General features: G+C 72.4%; 16 protein-coding genes. 7 read left to right on the top strand and 9 right to left on the bottom strand.

Annotation, left to right across the window (positions count from 1 at the left end; translation table 11 throughout):
• Positions 1 to 132: 132 nt before the first annotated feature.
• A complete protein-coding gene (locus tag AB0L89_RS04190; protein ID WP_030786960.1) occupies positions 133 to 489 on the bottom strand; it encodes an iron-sulfur cluster assembly accessory protein in 357 nt (118 codons plus the stop codon).
• Positions 490 to 745: 256 nt separating this feature from the next.
• On the opposite strand from AB0L89_RS04190, the gene nadA reads away from it, so the two are divergent.
• On the top strand, positions 746 to 1942 hold the full coding sequence (gene nadA, locus AB0L89_RS04185) for a quinolinate synthase NadA (protein ID WP_365133860.1): 1197 nt from the start codon (positions 746 to 748) through the stop codon (positions 1940 to 1942).
• A gap of 120 nt (positions 1943 to 2062) precedes the next feature.
• On the opposite strand, the gene AB0L89_RS04180 is transcribed toward nadA, so the two are convergent.
• The gene (locus tag AB0L89_RS04180) at positions 2063 to 2575 is read right to left on the bottom strand and encodes a MarR family transcriptional regulator (RefSeq protein WP_365133857.1); all 513 of its coding nucleotides are present in this window, start codon (positions 2573 to 2575) and stop codon (positions 2063 to 2065) included.
• Between the two features lie 79 nt (positions 2576 to 2654).
• Here AB0L89_RS04180 and AB0L89_RS04175 point away from each other — a divergent pair, with 79 nt between their 5' ends.
• Positions 2655 to 3854, top strand: a complete 1200-nt coding sequence (locus AB0L89_RS04175) for a multidrug effflux MFS transporter (RefSeq protein WP_365133854.1) — start codon at positions 2655 to 2657, stop codon at positions 3852 to 3854.
• Positions 3855 to 3943: 89 nt separating this feature from the next.
• Here the strand turns inward: AB0L89_RS04175 and AB0L89_RS04170 are convergent, their stop codons facing one another.
• The 5 genes from AB0L89_RS04170 to AB0L89_RS04150 all read right to left on the bottom strand — a co-directional run bounded on the left by AB0L89_RS04170 (position 3944) and on the right by AB0L89_RS04150 (position 10676).
• A complete protein-coding gene (locus tag AB0L89_RS04170) occupies positions 3944 to 7093 on the bottom strand; it encodes an efflux RND transporter permease subunit (protein ID WP_365133851.1) in 3150 nt (1049 codons plus the stop codon).
• Between the two features lie 186 nt (positions 7094 to 7279).
• On the bottom strand, positions 7280 to 7960 hold the full coding sequence (locus AB0L89_RS04165) for a response regulator transcription factor (protein ID WP_365133849.1): 681 nt from the start codon (positions 7958 to 7960) through the stop codon (positions 7280 to 7282).
• Positions 7957 to 9204, bottom strand: a complete 1248-nt coding sequence (locus AB0L89_RS04160) for a histidine kinase (RefSeq protein WP_365133846.1) — start codon at positions 9202 to 9204, stop codon at positions 7957 to 7959. The genes AB0L89_RS04165 and AB0L89_RS04160 overlap by 4 nt, the downstream gene beginning before the upstream one ends.
• A 378-nt stretch (positions 9205 to 9582) precedes the next feature.
• Positions 9583 to 9861, bottom strand: a complete 279-nt coding sequence (locus AB0L89_RS04155; protein ID WP_365133843.1) for a hypothetical protein — start codon at positions 9859 to 9861, stop codon at positions 9583 to 9585.
• A gap of 23 nt (positions 9862 to 9884) precedes the next feature.
• The gene (locus AB0L89_RS04150) at positions 9885 to 10676 is read right to left on the bottom strand and encodes a PspA/IM30 family protein (protein ID WP_365133840.1); all 792 of its coding nucleotides are present in this window, start codon (positions 10674 to 10676) and stop codon (positions 9885 to 9887) included.
• 290 nt (positions 10677 to 10966) lie between these two features.
• On the opposite strand from AB0L89_RS04150, the gene AB0L89_RS04145 reads away from it, so the two are divergent.
• From AB0L89_RS04145 to AB0L89_RS04135, 3 genes are all read left to right on the top strand, one after another.
• Positions 10967 to 11593 (top strand): DUF3043 domain-containing protein, encoded by a 627-nt coding sequence (locus AB0L89_RS04145; protein ID WP_365133837.1) that lies wholly within the window; start codon positions 10967 to 10969, stop codon positions 11591 to 11593.
• Positions 11594 to 11667: 74 nt separating this feature from the next.
• A complete protein-coding gene (locus tag AB0L89_RS04140) occupies positions 11668 to 12375 on the top strand; it encodes a methyltransferase domain-containing protein (protein WP_365133834.1) in 708 nt (235 codons plus the stop codon).
• Positions 12376 to 12648: 273 nt separating this feature from the next.
• On the top strand, positions 12649 to 13707 hold the full coding sequence (locus tag AB0L89_RS04135; RefSeq protein WP_365133831.1) for a trypsin-like peptidase domain-containing protein: 1059 nt from the start codon (positions 12649 to 12651) through the stop codon (positions 13705 to 13707).
• A gap of 81 nt (positions 13708 to 13788) precedes the next feature.
• On the opposite strand, the gene AB0L89_RS04130 is transcribed toward AB0L89_RS04135, so the two are convergent.
• Positions 13789 to 14013 carry a hypothetical protein gene (locus AB0L89_RS04130; protein ID WP_365133828.1) on the bottom strand — a complete coding sequence of 75 codons (225 nt, stop codon included), beginning with the start codon at positions 14011 to 14013 and terminating at the stop codon, positions 13789 to 13791.
• 101 nt (positions 14014 to 14114) lie between these two features.
• Here AB0L89_RS04130 and AB0L89_RS04125 point away from each other — a divergent pair, with 101 nt between their 5' ends.
• A complete protein-coding gene (locus AB0L89_RS04125; RefSeq protein WP_365133825.1) occupies positions 14115 to 15329 on the top strand; it encodes a bifunctional adenosylcobinamide kinase/adenosylcobinamide-phosphate guanylyltransferase in 1215 nt (404 codons plus the stop codon).
• An 18-nt stretch (positions 15330 to 15347) separates the two neighbouring features.
• Here the strand turns inward: AB0L89_RS04125 and AB0L89_RS04120 are convergent, their stop codons facing one another.
• Positions 15348 to 16418, bottom strand: coding sequence for a class I SAM-dependent methyltransferase (locus AB0L89_RS04120; protein ID WP_365133822.1), 1071 nt, complete (start codon positions 16416 to 16418; stop codon positions 15348 to 15350).
• A gap of 218 nt (positions 16419 to 16636) precedes the next feature.
• Here AB0L89_RS04120 and cobT point away from each other — a divergent pair, with 218 nt between their 5' ends.
• Positions 16637 to 17704 (top strand): nicotinate-nucleotide--dimethylbenzimidazole phosphoribosyltransferase, encoded by a 1068-nt coding sequence (gene cobT, locus AB0L89_RS04115; RefSeq protein WP_365133820.1) that lies wholly within the window; start codon positions 16637 to 16639, stop codon positions 17702 to 17704.
• The last annotated feature ends 16 nt before the right edge of the window (positions 17705 to 17720 follow it).

Here is a 17720-nt window from a genome sequence, read left to right as displayed (position 1 = left end):
CGTACTGGTTCCTCGAACCGGAGATCGCGACGCCGTCGCGGGCCCGCAGGCTGGCCCGCAGCGCTCTCGCCCGCTGGGACCTCGGGGGGCCGCCGCCTTCGCGCGTGTGCCTACAGACGCACGCCCGCGGACTCAGCTGAAGGAGTCGCCGCAGGCGCAGGAGCCGGTGGCGTTCGGGTTGTCGATGGTGAAGCCCTGCTTCTCGATGGTGTCCACGAAGTCGATGGAGGCACCGCCCAGGTAGGGAGCGCTCATCCGGTCCGTGACGACCTTCACGCCATCGAAGTCCTTGACGACGTCGCCGTCGAGCGTGCGCTCGTCGAAGAACAGCTGGTAGCGCAGGCCCGAGCAGCCGCCGGGCTGAACGGCGACGCGCAGCGCCAGGTCGTCCCGGCCCTCCTGCTCCAGCAGGCCCTTCACCTTGGCCGCGGCGGCGTCCGACAGGAGGATGCCGTCGCTCACGGTGGTGGTCTCGTCCGATACGGACATCTGCTTCTCTCCCGGGTTGTTCGGAGACTGCTTGCCGACGGTTGCAACCGGCGGGGCCGCGGATTCATTCCGGGCCGAGCGCTTTCGTCTTACCCCTTCATGCTCGCACATGGCGCCGCGCGGAACACCGGGCCCGGGAACGGGGAATTCGTCACATGGACACAATCGCCATCGTCAAACTGACACGAAGCGGTTATGATAGATAACGTCAATTAGACGAAAAGGATCGTCTGCAGATTTAGAAAGGGTGCGTGTTGTGACCACCGCCCAGTCCCCCGCGGACCGCGTGAACCTCGATGTTCAGCCCACGCCGCTCGCCCTGCTGCTGCTCGGCCGCGAGGCCGACCCGAGGAGCGAGCGCGGCGTGGAGTGCCCCGGCGATCTGCCGTCCCCGTCCGACCCCGACCTGGTGGAGCGCGCCCGCGCGGCCAAGGAGAAGCTCGGCGACAAGGTCTTCGTGCTGGGCCACCACTACCAGCGCGACGAGGTCATCCAGTTCGCGGACGTCACCGGCGACTCCTTCAAGCTGGCGCGGGACGCGGCGGCACGGCCGGACGCCGAGTACATCGTCTTCTGCGGTGTGCACTTCATGGCCGAGTCGGCGGACATCCTGACGACGGACGACCAGAAGGTCGTGCTCCCCGACCTGGCCGCCGGCTGCTCGATGGCCGACATGGCCACCGCCGAGCAGGTCGCCGAGTGCTGGGACGTGCTGACCGAGGCCGGCATCGCCGAGCAGGTCGTGCCCGTGTCGTACATGAACTCCTCGGCCGACATCAAGGCGTTCACCGGCAAGCACGGCGGCACCATCTGCACGTCGTCGAACGCCCGGCGGGCGCTGGAGTGGGCCTTCGAGCAGGGCGAGAAGATCCTCTTCCTGCCCGACCAGCACCTGGGCCGCAACACCGCCGTGCGCGACATGGGGATGTCCCTGGACGACTGCGTCGTCTACAACCCGCACAAGCCCAACGGCGGCCTGACCGCCGAGCAGCTGCGCGACGCGAAGATGATCCTGTGGCGCGGCCACTGCTCGGTGCACGGGCGCTTCTCGCTGGAGAGCGTGGAGGACGTACGCGCCCGCATCCCCGGGGTGAACGTCCTGGTGCACCCGGAGTGCAAGCACGAGGTCGTGGCCGCGGCCGACTACGTGGGCTCGACCGAGCACATCATCAAGACCCTGGAGGCGGCGCCCGCCGGGTCGAAGTGGGCCATCGGCACGGAGCTGAACCTGGTGCGCCGCCTGGCGAACCGCTTCGCCGACGAGGACAAGGAGATCGTCTTCCTCGACAAGACGGTCTGCTTCTGCTCGACCATGAACCGCATCGACCTGCCGCACCTGGTCTGGACCCTGGAGTCCCTGGCCGAGGGCAACCTCGTCAACCAGATCGAGGTCGACCGCGAGACCGAGCAGTTCGCGAAGCTGGCGCTGGAGCGGATGCTGGCGCTTCCGTAGCCGCCGCTTCCGTAGCCGCGCCCTGGTCGGCCGTGCGCCGATCCGCCGCGTTCCGATCAGGCGTGTCCTGATCTCGTCGGCCACACACCGGTAAGGGGCGTCCGCCGTTGCGGACGCCCCTTACCGCGTTCTACGCTCCTTCAACGCCGCGCCCAGCGCCTCCAACGCGGGGACGGACGCGGCCAGTGCCGCCCGCTGCCCGTCGCTCAGCTCGGCCAGCGCGTCGGCGAAGATCTCCGACCAGGCGTTCTCGATCAGGGCCATGCCCTGCTCCGCCTTCAGGGTCGGCTTCAGGCGCACCACCCGGCCGTCGTTCGGGTCCTTCTCGCGCTCCAGCAGCCCCTGGTTGACCAGGCCGCGGACCGTGGCGCTCACATTGCTCGCGTGCAGGCCCAGTTCGCGGGCCAGGACGCTCACCGTGGTGCCCGGCTCCGCGTGGACGAAGCGCATCAACTCCAGCTCCGAGGGCGGCAGTCGCCACAGCCCGGCCTCGTCCATGCCCTGGAAGCGCAGGACGCGCGCGAGGGCGTACAGCGGCGGGGTCAGCTCCCTGGCCTGCCGGAACAGCTGCCGGTCGGTCTCGTGCTCGGCCTCGGATCGCGCGTGCTGCTTCTCGGTCGCTCTCTCGGTCACTCCCCCATGCTAGCGTTCTTTATAGTTATATAACTATCACCATTCCTCGATCGCCCCCACCCGGAAGGGTTCCTCTGTCATGCCCTTGCTCACCGCGGCCCTCGCGCTGCTGTCGTTCATCGGTCCGCTGTCGACCGACATGTATCTGCCCGCCTTTCCGCGGATGGCCGACGAGTTGGGCACCGACGCCTCGGGGGTGCAGCTCACGCTGACCGCCTTCCTCGTCGGCATGACGGTCGGGCACCTCGTCTTCGGACCGCTGTCCGACCGGTACGGGAGGCGCGGGCCGCTGCTCGTGGGGGCGGCGGTGTGCACCGTGGGGACCGCGCTGTGCGCCGTCGCGCCCTCGCTGGGGTGGCTGGTCGCGCTGCGGTTCCTGACCGGGTTCAGCGGGGCGGCGGGCGTGGTGATCAGCCGGGCCGTCGTCTCCGACGTGGTCCAAGGGGCCGCCGCCGCGCGGCTGTTCGGGGTCCTGATGACGCTCGCCGGGATCGCGCCGATCCTCGCGCCGCTCGCGGGCGGGGCCGTGATCGGGGGCGCCGGGTGGCGGGGCGTGTTCTGGGTGCTCGCCGGAGTGTCGCTGCTCGTGACGGCGGCCGTCGTGGTCGGCGTACCGGAGAGCCTGCCGAAGGAGCGGCGGCACGCGGGCGGGGTCCGGCGCACGGCCGCGGCGGTGCGCGAAGTGGTCGGCGACCGGGCGTACGTGGGGTACACGCTCGCCTTCACCTTCGGGTTCGGGATGCTCTTCTGCTACATCGCCGGGTCGCCGTTCCTGCTGCAGAACGTGCTGGGGCTGGGGGTCGGGACGTCCGCCGTCGCCTTCTCGGGCGGGGCGGTGGTCGCGACGCTCTCCAGTGCGGTGGGGGCCCGCCTGGTGGGGCGGATCGCTGCCGAGGCGCTGCTGCGGGGCGGGCTGACGGCGATGCTCGCCGGGTCGTGTGCGCTGCTCGGCCTCGCGTCGGCGGGGCTGCTGACCGCCTTCGTGTGCCTGCCGCTGCTGGCCGTGGTGTGCGGGGGCTTCGGGCTCGTGGTCGCCAACGCGGCGGCGCTGGCGCTGGCGCGGGTGCCCCGGGCGTCGGGGGTGGGGTCCGCGTTGCTCGGGACGGCGCAGAGTGCGCTGGGCGCGGTGGTCGCGCCGTTGGTGGGGCTCGGTGGGGAGCACACCGCCCTGCCGCTGTTCTTCGGGATGGCTCTGTGCAGCGGGATCGCCGTGCTGTCTCTTCGGCTGTGCGTACGCGGACGGGGTGCCCCTCTGGTCGAGGGGCACCCCGTCGGGTGACGTGCTTGACGCCTCACCTGTCGCTGCTCGGCACCGGTGCGTTGGGGCACCCGTTCCGCCGTGCGGAACGCCTGCCCACAACGCCGCTACTAGACCTTCGCGGGCTCCGGTTCGTCGGACTCCGCGCCGGACTGCGGCGGGATGCCCGCCTTCTTCGCCCTCTTCGCCGCCTTCTTCTTCGCCCGGCGCTCCTTGCGGAGTTCCACCATCGCGTAGAGCGTCGGGACGAGGAGGAGCGTGAGGAGCGTGGAGGTGATCAGACCGCCGATCACGACCACCGCGAGCGGCTGGGCGATGAAGCCGCCCTCGCCCGTGATGCCCAGGGCCATCGGCAGCAGCGCGAAGATCGTCGCCAGCGCCGTCATGAGGATCGGGCGCAGTCGGTGGCGGCCGCCCTCGATGACCGCCTCGACCGTGCCGTACCCCTGCGCGCGGTACTGGTTGATGAGGTCGATCAGCACGATCGCGTTGGTGACCACGATGCCGATGAGCATCAGCATGCCGATCATCGCCGGGACACCCATCGGGGTGCCCGTGGCGATCAGCAGGCCGATCGCGCCCGTCGCCGCGAACGGGATCGAGACGAGCAGGATCAGCGGCTGGACCAGCGAGCGGAAGGTCGCGACCAGGAGCATGAAGACGATCGCGATCGCCGCGAGCATCGCGAGGCCCAGCGAACCGAACGCCTCGTCCTGGTCCTCGGAGACACCGCCGATGGACGCCGTGGCGCCGTCCGGCAGCTTCAGCGCGTCCAGCTTCTTGGTGAGGTCCGCGCTGACCGCGCCCGTGTTGTCGCCGGTCGGCTTCGCCGTGATCGTCGCGGACCGGGCGCCGTCGATCCGGGTCATCGAGACCGGGCCGTCGACCAGCTTCACCTCGGCGATGTCACCGAGCTTCACGTCCGGACCGAGCGGCAGCTTCCGCAGCTCGTCGAGGGTCTTCGCGGGCTTCGCCGACTTGATCACGACATCGCGCTCGGTGTCGTCGAGGGTCGCCTTGCCGCTGGTGGTGCCGCGCACCGCCTGGGCGACGGCCGCGCCGAGGGTGGTGTCGTCGAAGCCCGCCCCGGCCGCCTTGGCGTTGGCCTTGACCGAGATCCGCGGGACGCTCTGGGAGAGGTCGCTCTGGACGTCGGTGACGTCGTCGAGCTTGGCGACCTCGTCACGCACCTGGTCGGACGCCTTGCGCAGCACGTCGCCGTCGGCGGCCTTCACCACGACGCTCAGGTCCTGGCTGCCGAAGCCGTCGCCGGCCGACACCTTGGTCTGGCCGATGCCGGAGAGCTCGGCGAGCTTCTTCTCGACCAGGTCCTGCGTCTTCTCGTACGACGCCTTGTCCTTGAGCGTGAGCGTGTACGAGGCCTGGTTGGTGTCCGTGGATCCGCCGAAGGCGGCCATGAAGCCGGAGGAGCCGACGGTGACCTGGTAGTCCTTGATCTCGTCGATGCCGGAGAGCACCTTCTCGATCTTCTTCGCCGAGGCGTCGGACGCCGCCAGGCTGGTGCCGGGCTTGAGCTCCTGCTTGATGCTCAGGACTTCCTGCTCGCCCTGGTCGAAGAAGTTGGTCTTCAGCAGGGGGGCCATGCCGAAGGTGCCGACCAGGATCACGATCGCGATGCCGAGGCTGGTGAGCCGGCGGCGCGTGGCGAAGCGCAGGACGGGGACGTACAGGCGCTGGAGCCTGCTGCGGGTCTCCTTCTCCTCCGCCTTGCGGCGGGCCTCCTCCGGGTCGACGCCCCGGATCGCCTTGGGGGGACGCAGGAACCAGTACGAGAGGACCGGCACGACCGTCAGCGAGACGAGCAGGGAGGCGAGCAGCGCCGCCGTGACCGTCAGCGAGAACGAGCCGAACAGCTCGCCCACCATGCCGCCGACCAGACCGATGGGCAGGAACACCGCGACGGTCGTCAGGGTCGAGGACGTCACCGCGCCGGCGACCTCCTTGACCGCCTTGATGATCGCCTGCTCGCGCTCCTCGCCGTAGCCGAGGTGGCGCTTGATGTTCTCCAGGACGACGATCGAGTCGTCGACGACGCGGCCGATCGCGATGGTCAGCGCGCCGAGCGTGAGCATGTTGAGGGAGAGGTCGCGGGTCCACAGGACGATCAGGGCCAGGACGACCGAGAGCGGGATGGAGACCGCGGTGACCAGCGTCGAGCGGATCGACGCCAGGAAGACCAGGATCACCAGGACCGCGAAGACCAGGCCGAGCGCGCCCTCGGTGGTGAGGCCCTCGATGGACTTGGAGACGGCCGGGCCCTGGTCGCTCGCGATGGTGATGTCGGAGCCGGCGCCGAGGTCCTTGCGCAGGTCGGGGAGCTTGTCCTTGACCGCGTCCGAGATGGCGACGGCGCTGCCGTCGTGGTCCATCGTGACGGCGACGGCGAGGCTGGGCTCGCCGTTGGTGCGGGTGATGGACGTGGCGTCCGCCTGCTCCTGCTTCACCGTGGCGACGTCGCCGAGGCGCACCGGCTTGCCGGGCTGCTCGCCGGGCGTGGCCTCGGGCGTGACCCGCAGGTCCTGGATCTGCCGGAGGGAGGTGAAGCCGCCGCCGACCTGCACGGTGCGGTTCTTGCCGTCCTCGTCGAAGGAGCCGGCCGGCAGCGTGGCGCCGCCCGCCTGGAGCGCCTTGCCGATCGCGCCGGGGGTCAGGCCCGCCTTCGCCAGCTTGCCGTCGTCCGGGGTGACGTCGACCTGGAGGTCGCGCACGCCGTCGACGGTGACCTGGCCGACGCCGTCGATGTCCTTCAGGGACGGCACGACGGTGCGGTCGAGCTGGTCGGCGAGTGCCTGCTGGTCCTTGTCGGAGGTGACGGACAGGACGACGGTCGGGATGTCGTCGGTGGAGCCCGCGATGACCTGCGGGTCGACGTCGTCGGGGAGTTGGGCGCGGGCGCGGTTCACGGCCTGCTGGACGTCGGCGACGAGCTGCTTGGAGCCGTTGCCGTAGTCGAACTGGGCCATGATCACGGCGTTGCCCTCGCTCGCCGTGGAGGTGATGCCGGTGATGCCGTCGACCGCGTCGATGTTGTTCTCGAGCGGTTCGACGACCTGCTTCTCGACCACATCGGGAGACGCCCCCTGGTACGGGGCGAGCACGGACACCATCGGCAGTTCGATGGAGGGCAGCAACTGCTGCTTGAGCTGCGGGATCGCGATCGCGCCGAAGACGATCGCGATGATCGACATCAGCCCTACAAGTGCCCGTTGGGCAAGGCTGAATCGGGACAGCCAGGACATGGGGGTCTCTCTCTGTGGCGTACGCGGCAGGGGGGCGGACAGAGCCGGACAGGGCCGGGGGCGGTGCCCGAGGCATGCGGATTCTCGCCCCTCACACCTTCAGCCATCGGCATCGCCCGATGCCTCACTCCCAGGACCCCTTCTTGGGCCGCGCATACTGCGGGCGCAGTACGCCCACCCCTCGCGTCACTCCACCCTTGGACGGACCAGGCCCGATTCGTACGCAATGACGACGAGTTGAGCCCGGTCCCGTGCGCCGAGCTTCGCCATCGCGCGGTTCACATGGGTCTTCACGGTGAGCGGGCTGACTTCGAGGCGCTCGGCGATCTCGTCGTTCGAGTGACCGCCCGCGACCTGGACGAGCACCTCGCGCTCGCGGCCGGTGAGCGCGTCGAGCCGCTCGCCGCGCGCCGGGGCGTCGCCGTCCGAACCCTCGCCCTGTGCGAGGAACTTGGCGATCAGGCCCTTGGTGGCCACCGGGGAGAGCAGCGCCTCGCCCGCCGCGGCGATGCGGATGGCGCCGAGCAGTTCGTCGGGCTCGGCGCCCTTGCCGAGGAAGCCGGAGGCGCCCGCGCGCAGCGACTGCACCACGTACTCGTCGACCTCGAAGGTCGTCAGCATCACCACGCGGACGTGGGCGAGGGCCGGGTCGGCGCTGATCATGCGGGTGGCGGCGAGGCCGTCGGTGCCGGGCATGCGGATGTCCATCAGGACCACGTCGGCCCGCTCCGCCCTGGCGAGCGCGACCGCCTCCGCGCCGTCGGACGCCTCGCCGACCACCTGCATGTCGGGTTCGGAGTCGACGAGCACCTTGAACGCGCTGCGCAGCAGCGCCTGGTCGTCGGCGAGCAAAACGCGGATCGTCACGCGGTGCCTCCCTTGGCCGTGATCACCGGCAGGATCGCATGGACGCGGAAGCCGCCGCCGTAGCGGGGCCCGGCGGAGCAGCTGCCGCCGAGGGCGGTGACGCGCTCGCGCATGCCGATGAGGCCGTGGCCGCCACCGCCGTCGTCGGCCCTCTCGCCGGCCGACCCGGCGGCCTTGCCGTCGCCCCGGCCCTTGCCCGGGCCGTCGTCGATGACGGTGACCTCCACGTTCGGGCCCACGCGGACGACGCTCACCTCGGCCTTGGCGTCGGGCCCCGCGTGCTTCTGCACGTTGGTGAGGGCCTCCTGGATGATCCGGAACGCGGCGAGGTCGGCGGCGGCGGGCAGGTCGAGGCCGATCTGGCCGAGCGCGACCTCCACGGGCAGGCCGGCGTTGCGGAAGGTGTCGAGGAGTTCGTCGAGGCGGTGCAGTCCCGGTGCCGGTTCGGTGGGGGCCTCGGGGTCGCCGGTCTGGCGCAACAGGCCGACGGTGGCGCGGAGTTCGTTGAGCGCGGAGCGGCTCGCGTCGCGTACGTGCGAGAGGGCCTCCTTGGCCTGGTCGGGCCGCTTGTCCATGACGTGGGCCGCGACGCCGGCCTGGACGTTGACCAGGGCGATGTGGTGGGCGACCACGTCGTGCAGGTCGCGGGCGATCCGCAGCCGTTCCTCGGCGACGCGGCGCCGGGCCTCCTCCTCGCGGGTCCGCTCGGCCCGCTCGGCGCGCTCCCTGATCGCGTCGACGAAGGCGCGGCGGCTGCGGACCGCGTCGCCCGCGGCGGCGGCCATGCCGGTCCAGGCGAAGATGCCGAGGTTCTCCTGGGCGTACCAGGGCAGCGGGCCCGAGAGCATCGCGACGCCGGTGAGGCCGGTCATGGTGACGAGGCCGACCCGCCAGGTCGTGGAGCGGTCGGTGTGCGCGGCGACGGTGAACAGCGCGATGACCGCGCACATCACGACGGGGGCCCGGGGCTCGCCGGTGAGCAGCTCGGTGAGGGCGGCGGCGCAGGTGGCGGCGAGGACGGCCCAGGGGGCGCGGCGGCGGAAGACGAGGGCGAGGGCGCCGAGGGCCATCAGGAGGAGGCTCGGGGCGTCGGGGGTGCGGGTGCCCCAGGTGGGGCCGTGCTCTCCGTAGGGCTCGGCGAAGGAGCCGACGACCATGCAGACGAGGACGGCGGTGGCGAGCACCGCGTCGACCGCCAGCGGGTGTGTTCTGGCCCAGCCGCGGCCTCGTAGGAGTGTGGTCACTGCTCAACGGTACGGGGCCTTGGCGGGGGCCTGGAGCGGATCTCCGGGGCTCGGTCACTCCGCGCGGGGCGCGGGCCCCTCCTGCTCGGCCTTCGGCTGCGGGTTGGGGGTGGTTGCTCGCGCCGTTCCCCGCGCCCCTATCGGGGCCCTTCCGCTCGGCCTTCGGCTGCGGGTTGGGGGTCGTTGCTCGCGCCGTTCCCCGCGCCCCTGACGGGGCCCTTCCGCTCGGCCTTCGGCTGCGGGTTGGGGGTCGTTGCTCGCGCCGTTCCCCGCGCCCCTGACGGGGCCCTTCCGCTCGGCCTTCGCCTACGGGTTGGGGGTCGTTGCTCGCGGCGTTCCCCGCGCCCCTGGCGGGGCGGGGGCGGCCTCTTGGGGGGATCAGCCGGGGATCAGGCCGTCGTCGCTCAGCATTTGGCGGACCTCGTCGAGGGAGGCGTCCGGGGCGGGGAGGATGAGTTCTGAGGGTTCCAGGGCGTCGTCCGGGAGGGGGGTGCCGAGCTCCCGGACCTTGTCCAGGAGCGCGTGCAGCGTGCGGCGGAAGCCGGGCTCGTCGCCGCTCTCCATCTCCTCGAGCAGCTCGTCGTCCAGCTTGTTCAGCTCGGCGAAGTGGCCGTCGGCCAGCTCCACCTGCCCCTCCCCCATGATCCGTACGATCACGTCGTCCTCCTCGGACGTAGGGCCTACTGCTTGTCGAACCGCGGGGTGTCCTGCGGCTGCTGGGCCTGCGGCGCGCCCTGGCCGGGCTCGATGGCCTGCTTCGGGGTGGCACCCCCGGCGAGCTCCGCCTTCATCCGCTGCAGTTCCAGCTCTACATCTGTACCACCGGAGAGGCGGTCCAGCTCGGACTGGATGTCGTCCTTGGCGAGCCCGGAGGAGTCGTCGAGCGCCCCGGAGGCGAGCAGTTCGTCGATCGCGCCGGCCCGCGCCTGGAGCTGCGCGGTCTTGTCCTCGGCACGCTGGATCGCCATGCCCACGTCGCCCATCTCCTCGGAGATGCCCGAGAAGGCCTCCCCGATGCGGGTCTGCGCCTGGGCGGCGGTGTAGGTGGCCTTGATCGTCTCCTTCTTCGTACGGAAGGCGTCGACCTTGGCCTGCAGACGCTGGGCCGCGAGGGTGAGCTTCTCCTCCTCGCCCTGGAGCGTCTGGTGCTGCGTCTCCAGATCCGTCACCTGCTGCTGGAGCGCGGCACGGCGGGAAAGGGCCTCGCGCGCCAGGTCCTCGCGACCGAGCGCGAGCGCCTTGCGGCCCTGGTCCTCCAGGGTCGAGGACTGCTTCTGGAGCTGGCTCAGCTGCAGCTCGAGGCGCTTGCGGGACGTCGCCACGTCGGCGACACCGCGGCGCACCTTCTGCAGCAGCTCCAGCTGCTTCTGGTACGAGTAATCGAGGGTCTCGCGCGGGTCCTCGGCCCGGTCAAGGGCCTTGTTCGCCTTCGCGCGGAAGATCATCCCCATACGCTTCATGACACCGCTCATGGGCTTCGCGCGCCCCCTTCTGACGGACTTCCAGCTCCAGGTACTGCTCAGAACCCACAGTACGGGCCCTGCATCCATTACCGCACTGTTCGCGTGCGGATGCGCTCATCCCCAAGGACGACTGCGTCCGGCGGTGCTCCGGCGTAAGGAGTAGGTGCACCCCTGTGACCGACCCCGGGTGGCGGGAACACGCGTCCCCGTACCGCCCGCATACCGCCTGCTACGTCCCCTTAGACACGTAAATCAAGACGCCCGGTGTTGCCGGATCGTTCCCCACTCCCCTGGGGTCCATGCCCCGGCACCCCGTACCCTTGGGTTTTGTGTTCCGTAGCCGATCCAAGGACGAGAAGGCCCCGGCAGCCCAGGCCCCGGTGACCGACTCCAAGCAGCCCCGTGACCCGCAGGCCCCCAAGGGCCGCCCCACCCCCAAGCGCGCCATGGCCCAGTCGCAGCGCCGCAGCGTGACGAACACGCCGACGACGCGCAAGGAGGCCGCCAAGCGGCAGCGCGACGAGCGCCGTACCCAGATGGCCAAGCAGCGCGAGGCGCTGGCCAGCGGCGACGAGCGGTACCTGCCCGCCCGCGACAAGGGTCCCGTGCGCAAGTTCGCGCGTGACTTCGTGGACTCGCGCTTCTGCATCGCCGAGTTCTTCCTGCCGCTCGCGGTGATCATCCTCGTCCTGAGCATGGTCCGCGTGCCCCAGCTCCAGAACATCGCGCTGCTGCTCTGGCTCTTCGTGATCGTCGCGATCATCGTCGACTCGATCGCCACGGCGTTCCGCCTGAAGAAGCGCCTGAACGAGCGCTTCCCGGGCGACAGCAAGAAGGGTGCCGTCGCGTACGCCCTGATGCGCACGCTCCAGATGCGTCGACTGCGCCTCCCGAAGCCGCAGGTCAAGCGCGGAGAGCGGCCCTGAGCGGATTCTCCGGCGGGGCCGGCGCCTGGCTGGCGAAGCTGGGCGGCCTGCGTAACGCCGTACGCCAGGAGCTGGTGGCCCGCCAGCTCGACGAACAGATAGCGGCGCGCTTCCCCGTGGGACAGCGGCTGCGCGTGCTCGACGTCGGCATGGGGCAGGGCACGCAGGCCCTGCGGCTCGCCCGTGCCGGACACAAGGTGACGGGCGTCGAGCAGGACGCCGAGATGATCGCCGCCGCCCGTGCGGCGCTCGCCGACGAGCCCGAGGGCATCCAGGGGCGGGTGCGCATCGTCGAGGGCGACGGACACCAGACCGGGGTGCACTTCCTGCCCGGCAGCTTCGACGTGGTGCTCTGTCACGGCGTCCTCATGTACGTCGAGGAGCCCGACGCGCTCCTCGCGGGGCTGGCGCGGATGCTGGCGCCCGGGGGGCTGCTCTCGCTCCTCGTGCGCAACGCCGACGCGCTCGCCATGCGGCCCGGTCTCGCCGGGGACTGGCCGGGGGCGCTCGCCGCCTTCGACTCCGTCGCGTACCGCAACCGGCTCGGGATCGACGCCCGCGCGGACCGGCTCGACGCGCTGACCGCCACGCTCGCGGGGATCGCGGCCCCGCTGCAGGCCTGGTACGGGGTGCGGGTCTTCACGGACACCGTGGGCGACGACCCGGCCATACCGCCGGAGTGGGAGCTGGAGTCCCTGCTGTCCGCGGAGGAGCGGGCGGGGCGGACCGATCCCTATCGGCAGGTCGCCGCTCTGCTGCATCTGTGCGGGGTGCGGGCCTAGGCACCGCTGCCATCCGTGCGAGGTGCGGGCCCAGGCGCTGCTGCCATCCGTGCGGGATGCGGGCCCAGGCGCTGCTGCCATCCGTGCGGGATGCGGGCCCAGGCGCCGCCGCCATCCGTGCGAGGTGCAGGCCCGGGCGCCGCAGGAGGCAGGGAGCGGGGCCGGACGCCGCCGCGCGGTGGTCTCCCCGCTCGCGCACCCGTTCTCCCCGCTCGCCCACCCGTTTGCCCTGCGGCGCGAGCAGTCCGTAGGGGCAAAACAGACACTCGGGGCATGCATCCCTCCCGTACCCGTGCCGTCTCCGTCCCCCTCGCCGCCGCGCTCGCCGCCGTCGCCCTCGTCGGCGGGTGCTCCTCCTCCGGGTCCGGTGACTCCGCCGGATCCACCACGCAGGCCGCCCCCGCCGCCGCGAACGACCTCCAGGACGACTACCAGAAGGTGATCAAGGACGTCCTGCCGTCCGTCGTCCAGATCAACGCCGCCGACAGCCTCGGCTCCGGCGTCGTCTACGACGACAAGGGGCACATCGTCACCAACGCCCACGTCGTGGGCGACGAGAAGCGCTTCAAGGTCACCACCGCCACCGGCGAGCAGGCCCTGACCGCCGAGCTGGTCTCCGCCTACCCCGAGCAGGACCTCGCGGTCATCAAACTGAGCGAGGTGCCCAGCGGGCTGAAGGCCGCCACGTTCGGCGACTCCGGCAAGGCCGAGGTCGGGCAGATCGTGCTGGCCATGGGCTCCCCGCTCGGCCTGTCGTCCAGCGTCACCCAGGGCATCGTCTCGGCCACCGGGCGCACCGTCAGCGAGGGCCGCTCCGGCGGCGGCACCGGGGCCACCATCGGCAACATGCTCCAGACCTCGGCCGCGATCAACCCGGGCAACAGCGGCGGCGCGCTCGTCGACCTCGACGGGAAGGTCATCGGCATCCCCACGCTCGCCGCGACCGACCCCGACATGGGCGACAGCGCCGCGCCCGGCATCGGCTTCGCCATCCCGTCCTCGATGGTGAAGACGGTCGCCGACCAGATCGTCAAGGACGGCAAGGTCACGGACTCGGGCCGGGCGGCGCTCGGCATCACCGGCCGCACCGTCCTCGGCGACGACTACCGGCCCGCGGGCGTGGCCGTCGTCGAGACGCAGAAGGACGGTGCCGCGGCCGAGGCGGGGCTCAGGGCCGGCGACATCATCACCCGGGTCGGTGACGACGAGATCACCACCATCGATTCGCTCTCCGAGGTGCTCGCGTCCGCCGAGCCGGGTCAGAAGACGCAGGTCACGTACGTGCGCGACGGGTCGGAGAAGTCCGCTGAGGTCACGCTGGGCGAGATGTAGCCGGACTGCCCCGCCCCGGACGCGCGGGAGGCGGTGGCCCTTCGGCCACCGCCTCCCTCTGGGCAGACGCCCGGGCGCGCGCTACGCCGACGCCTCCTCCGCGTCCGCGTGCAGGCTCATCGGGCCGTAGATCTCGTTCGCGTCCTCGAAGAGCGTCACCTGGTCGGCGCCGCCCTCGGCGAGCGCCTTCCAGTACTCACCGATCCAGGACTCCGCGTCGCCCTGTGTGGTGAACTCCTCGGGCTGCACCGCGGGCTGGACCTCCGTCCCGTCCGCCTTCTCGAACCGCCACGTCCATGCCGCCATGTCAGCCTCCCGAAGGTCCCGTGGCGGTGTGGGAACCGCCTGAATCCGCTTGAAGCCTAGCCGGGCGCGCGGCGCTGGACCCGACGCGGGAGGATCTTCGTGTGGAACTGACTCTGCTCGGCACCGGCGCCCCCGACGGGCTGCCCGTCCCCGACTGCCCCTGCGCGGCCTGTGCGACCGCGCTCGGCGACGCGGCGCGGGCCGCCACCGCGCTGCTCGTGGACGGCGTCCTGCTGCTCGACCTCACCCCCGGCGCCGCCTTCGCGGCCGCCCGCGCCGGGCACTCGCTCGGCGGCGTGCGCCAGGTCCTGCTCTCCCATCCGCACGACGGGCCCGCCGTCGAGGTCCCCGCGGGGCTTCCGCAGCCCGGACGGGTCGCCGACGGGCGGGAGTTGGCGCTGCTCACCGGGCACCGGGTGCGCGCGGTGCCGCTGGACGCGCCCGGCTCCGGCTACGAGGTGACGGGGCCCGACGGCGAGCGGCTGCTGTACCTGCCGCCCGGTGGCGCGCCCGCGGGGATCGCCGAGGGCAACGGCGACGCCCGGCAGATTCCGTACGAGATGGTCGTCGCCGACGTCGTCGGGCGCCCCGACGGGCTCGCCCGGCTGCGGGCCACGGGCGCGGTCGGGCCGACCACCGACGTGCTCGCGGTCCACATCGGCCACGAGGTGCCGCCGGGCCGGGAGCTGACGCGCCGTCTCGCGGCGGCGGGGGCGCGGGCCGTGCCGGACGGGACGACGCTCACGGTCGGCGCCTACGAGGACGTACCGGACGTGCCGCGCCGCACTCTCGTCCTCGGCGGCGCCCGCTCGGGCAAGTCGGTGGAGGCGGAGCGGCGCCTGGAGGCCTTCCCCGACGTGCTGTACGTGGCGACGGGCGGGACCAGGAGCGGCGACACCGAGTGGGCGCAGCGGGTGAGCCTGCACCGCGAGCGGCGGCCCGGCTCCTGGCGGACCGCGGAGACCTGCGACCTGGTGCCGCTGCTCGCGCAGGACGGGCCGCCGCTGCTCATCGACTGCCTGTCGCTGTGGCTGACCCACGTCATGGACGAGGTGAAGGCCTGGGACGACGCCGAGTGGGCGGGCGGCGGCGAGCGCGAGCTGCGCGGGCGGGTCGCCGGGCTGGCGGCCGCGGTGCGCGGCACGCGGCGCACGGTCGTCGCCGTCTCGAACGAGGTCGGCTCCGGCATCGTCCCCGCGACGGCGTCGGGCCGCCGCTACCGCGACGAACTGGGCCGTCTGAACGCGTCGTTCGCCTCGGAGTGCGAGCACGTCCTGCTCGTCGTCGCGGGCCAGGCCCTGCCGCTGCGCACCTGACGGGAGCCCGGCCGCGCGTCAGCTGTCGTCGCCCCTGCGCGCGACGACCCGGTAGGCGTTGGAGAAGCCGGTGCGGGTGAGCAGCGGCGCCAGCGCCCGGTCGAGGCCGTACGCCGTCGCGAGCAGCGGCGCCGACGCCCACCAGGCCGCCCGGCGCAGCCTGAGCCGCAGCGGGGTCGCGGGCTTGGCGCGCCAGGGCACGTCGGCCTCGGGGAGGCGGCTGTTGAGGAAGAGCGCCACCGCGGGGGCCAGGTCGAACGGGACGTGCGGCGCGCGGCGCTCGACCCCGACGACCGTGAAGCCGAGCTCGGCCAGCTCCGCCCGGAGGTTGGCGAGCGGCACGAGGTGCAGGTGCCGCGGCTGGACGTACGAGGCCCACCATCTGCCGAGCATGCCGGCGTAGCGGCACTCGGGGTCGGGGGCCTCGATCATCAGGTGCCCGCCGGGGCGCAGCACGGTCCGCGCGGCCCTGAGCTCCTCGCGCGGGTCGAGGCAGCGCTCCAGGTAGCGGAACATGCTCATCGCGTCGTAGCGGCCCGCCAGGGACTCCGCGAGGTCGGTGAGGCGGCCGCGGTGGCCCTCCTCGACGCGGCCCTCGCGTACGGCCTTCTCGACGCCCTCGCCCGCGTCGAGGCCGTCGAAGGACGTGTACGGCAGGACCTGCTTGGCCAGGGCCGGGAAGCGTGCGTCGCCGGTGCCGACGTCCAGCCAGCACTCCGGCTCGTCGAACACGCGCAGCGCGCGGGCCCTCGCGAGGTGGCGCCGGGTGCCGGGCTCGGCTCCCAGGATCCGCCCGGTCTCCTTGTCGCCGGGCCCTTCGTGGAGGTCACGGCGGTAGAAGTCCAGGCCCTCGGGGGTGAGGCGGGGGTTCTGGAAGGAGTGGGCGCAGTCGCCGCACTGGTCGAGCGTGAAGCTGCCGGGCTTGTGCTGGACGAGGTCGGTGGTGCGCAGCCGGACCCGCAGCCGCTCGGAGCCGCACCAGGGGCAGTCGGTGCGGCGGGGTTCGTGGAACCGCTCGGTGCCCTGGGCGAGTTCGGCGAGGTAGGCGGGGCGCCGTTCGGCGACCTGCTGGGCGGCGTCCGTGGCCATGGTCGTGCTCCTGGGGTGTGGCGGCGCGGCGGTACGACATTCAGCTGCACAACGGAAAGCAAGGGATCATCCACGCATACACGATCACACTGCGGTTCCCTCGCATCACACGACGTATCCGGGCGACGGGTCGGCCTGACGGGCCGTCATGCGGGCGGGTGCGCGGTCCGCAGGGCCGTTCGAGCGACGGCCCCGCACCTGCCGGTACTGTTCGGCGAATGAGCTCGCTGAATCTCGACGACTTCACCGACCTGATCGAGCGGCCCGACGGCGGGGTGCGCCGGGACGCCGAGGAGCGCAGGGCGCGGCAGGCCCTGCCGCCCGGATCCCTGGGGCGCCTCGACGAACTGGGCGAGTGGCTGTCCGCGGCCCAGTCGTCGGTGCCCGTCAAGCCGGTCGAGCGGCCCCGCGTGGTGCTGTTCGCGGGCGACCACGGCGTCGCCGGACTCGGGGTCTCGGCGCGGCCCGCGGGGAGCGCCGCCGCCCTCGTCCGCGCGGTGGTCGCCGGCGAGAGCCCGGTGGCCGTGCTCGCGCGCCGCCTCGACGTGCCCGTCCGGGTCGTCGACATGGCCCTCGACTGCGATCCGGCCGACCTGCCCGCCGAGGTCGCGGGACACCGCGTGCGGCGCGGCTCCGGACGCATCGACATCGAGGACGCGCTGACCACCGAGGAGGCGGAGCAGGCGGTGCGGGCCGGCATGGCCGTCGCCGACGAGGAGGCGGACTCCGGCACCGATCTGGCCGTGCTCGGCGACGTCAGCGTGGGCGGCACGACGCCCGCCGCGACGCTGATCGCCGCGCTGTGCGGGACCGACGCGTCCGTGGTGACCGGCCGGGGCGGCGAGGCGATCGACGACCTGGCGTGGATGCGCAAGTGCGCGGCGGTGCGGGACGCGCTGCGGCGGGCCCGGCCCGTGCTCGGCGACCAGCTGGAGCTGCTCGCGACGGTGGGCGGCGCGGATCTCGCCGCGATGACGGGCTTCCTGTTGCAGTGCGCGGTGCGGCGCACGCCGGTGATCCTCGACGGGGTCGTGGCGTCGGCGGCGGCGCTGGTGGCCCAGCGGGTCGCCTTCCGGTCGCCGGACTGGTGGCTCGCGGGGCACGACAGCGGGGAGCCGGCGCAGGCGAAGGCGCTGGACCGGATGGCGTTGGAGCCGCTGCTCAGCCATGGGCTCAAGGTCGGCGAGGGTGCGGGGGCGCTGCTCGCGCTGCCGCTGGTGCGGGCCGCGGGGGCGCTGTCGGCGGAGTTGCCGGAGCGGAAGCCTGCGGAGTCTCCCGCCGAGTAGGCACCCGGCGCCGGGG

Origin of the sequence: Streptomyces sp. NPDC052114, from assembly GCF_040680155.1 — a bacterium.
Lineage (GTDB): Bacteria > Actinomycetota > Actinomycetes > Streptomycetales > Streptomycetaceae > Streptomyces.
Note: the sequence above shows the minus strand (reverse complement) of the source record. Positions and strands in the feature narration are given on the sequence as shown.

What these genes read in the sequence shown, in the direction of transcription:
- AB0L89_RS04190 (WP_030786960.1), bottom strand. Translation starts at nt 489, where the DNA reads ATGTCCGTATCGGACGAGACCACCACCGTGAGCGACGGCATCCTCCTG.
- AB0L89_RS04175 (WP_365133854.1), top strand. Translation starts at nt 2,655, where the DNA reads ATGCCCTTGCTCACCGCGGCCCTCGCGCTGCTGTCGTTCATCGGTCCG.
- AB0L89_RS04170 (WP_365133851.1), bottom strand. Translation starts at nt 7,093, where the DNA reads ATGTCCTGGCTGTCCCGATTCAGCCTTGCCCAACGGGCACTTGTAGGG.
- AB0L89_RS04150 (WP_365133840.1), bottom strand. Translation starts at nt 10,676, where the DNA reads ATGAGCGGTGTCATGAAGCGTATGGGGATGATCTTCCGCGCGAAGGCG.
- AB0L89_RS04145 (WP_365133837.1), top strand. Translation starts at nt 10,967, where the DNA reads ATGCCCCGGCACCCCGTACCCTTGGGTTTTGTGTTCCGTAGCCGATCC.
- AB0L89_RS04135 (WP_365133831.1), top strand. Translation starts at nt 12,649, where the DNA reads ATGCATCCCTCCCGTACCCGTGCCGTCTCCGTCCCCCTCGCCGCCGCG.
- AB0L89_RS04130 (WP_365133828.1), bottom strand. Translation starts at nt 14,013, where the DNA reads ATGGCGGCATGGACGTGGCGGTTCGAGAAGGCGGACGGGACGGAGGTC.
- AB0L89_RS04120 (WP_365133822.1), bottom strand. Translation starts at nt 16,418, where the DNA reads ATGGCCACGGACGCCGCCCAGCAGGTCGCCGAACGGCGCCCCGCCTAC.
- cobT (WP_365133820.1), top strand. Translation starts at nt 16,637, where the DNA reads ATGAGCTCGCTGAATCTCGACGACTTCACCGACCTGATCGAGCGGCCC.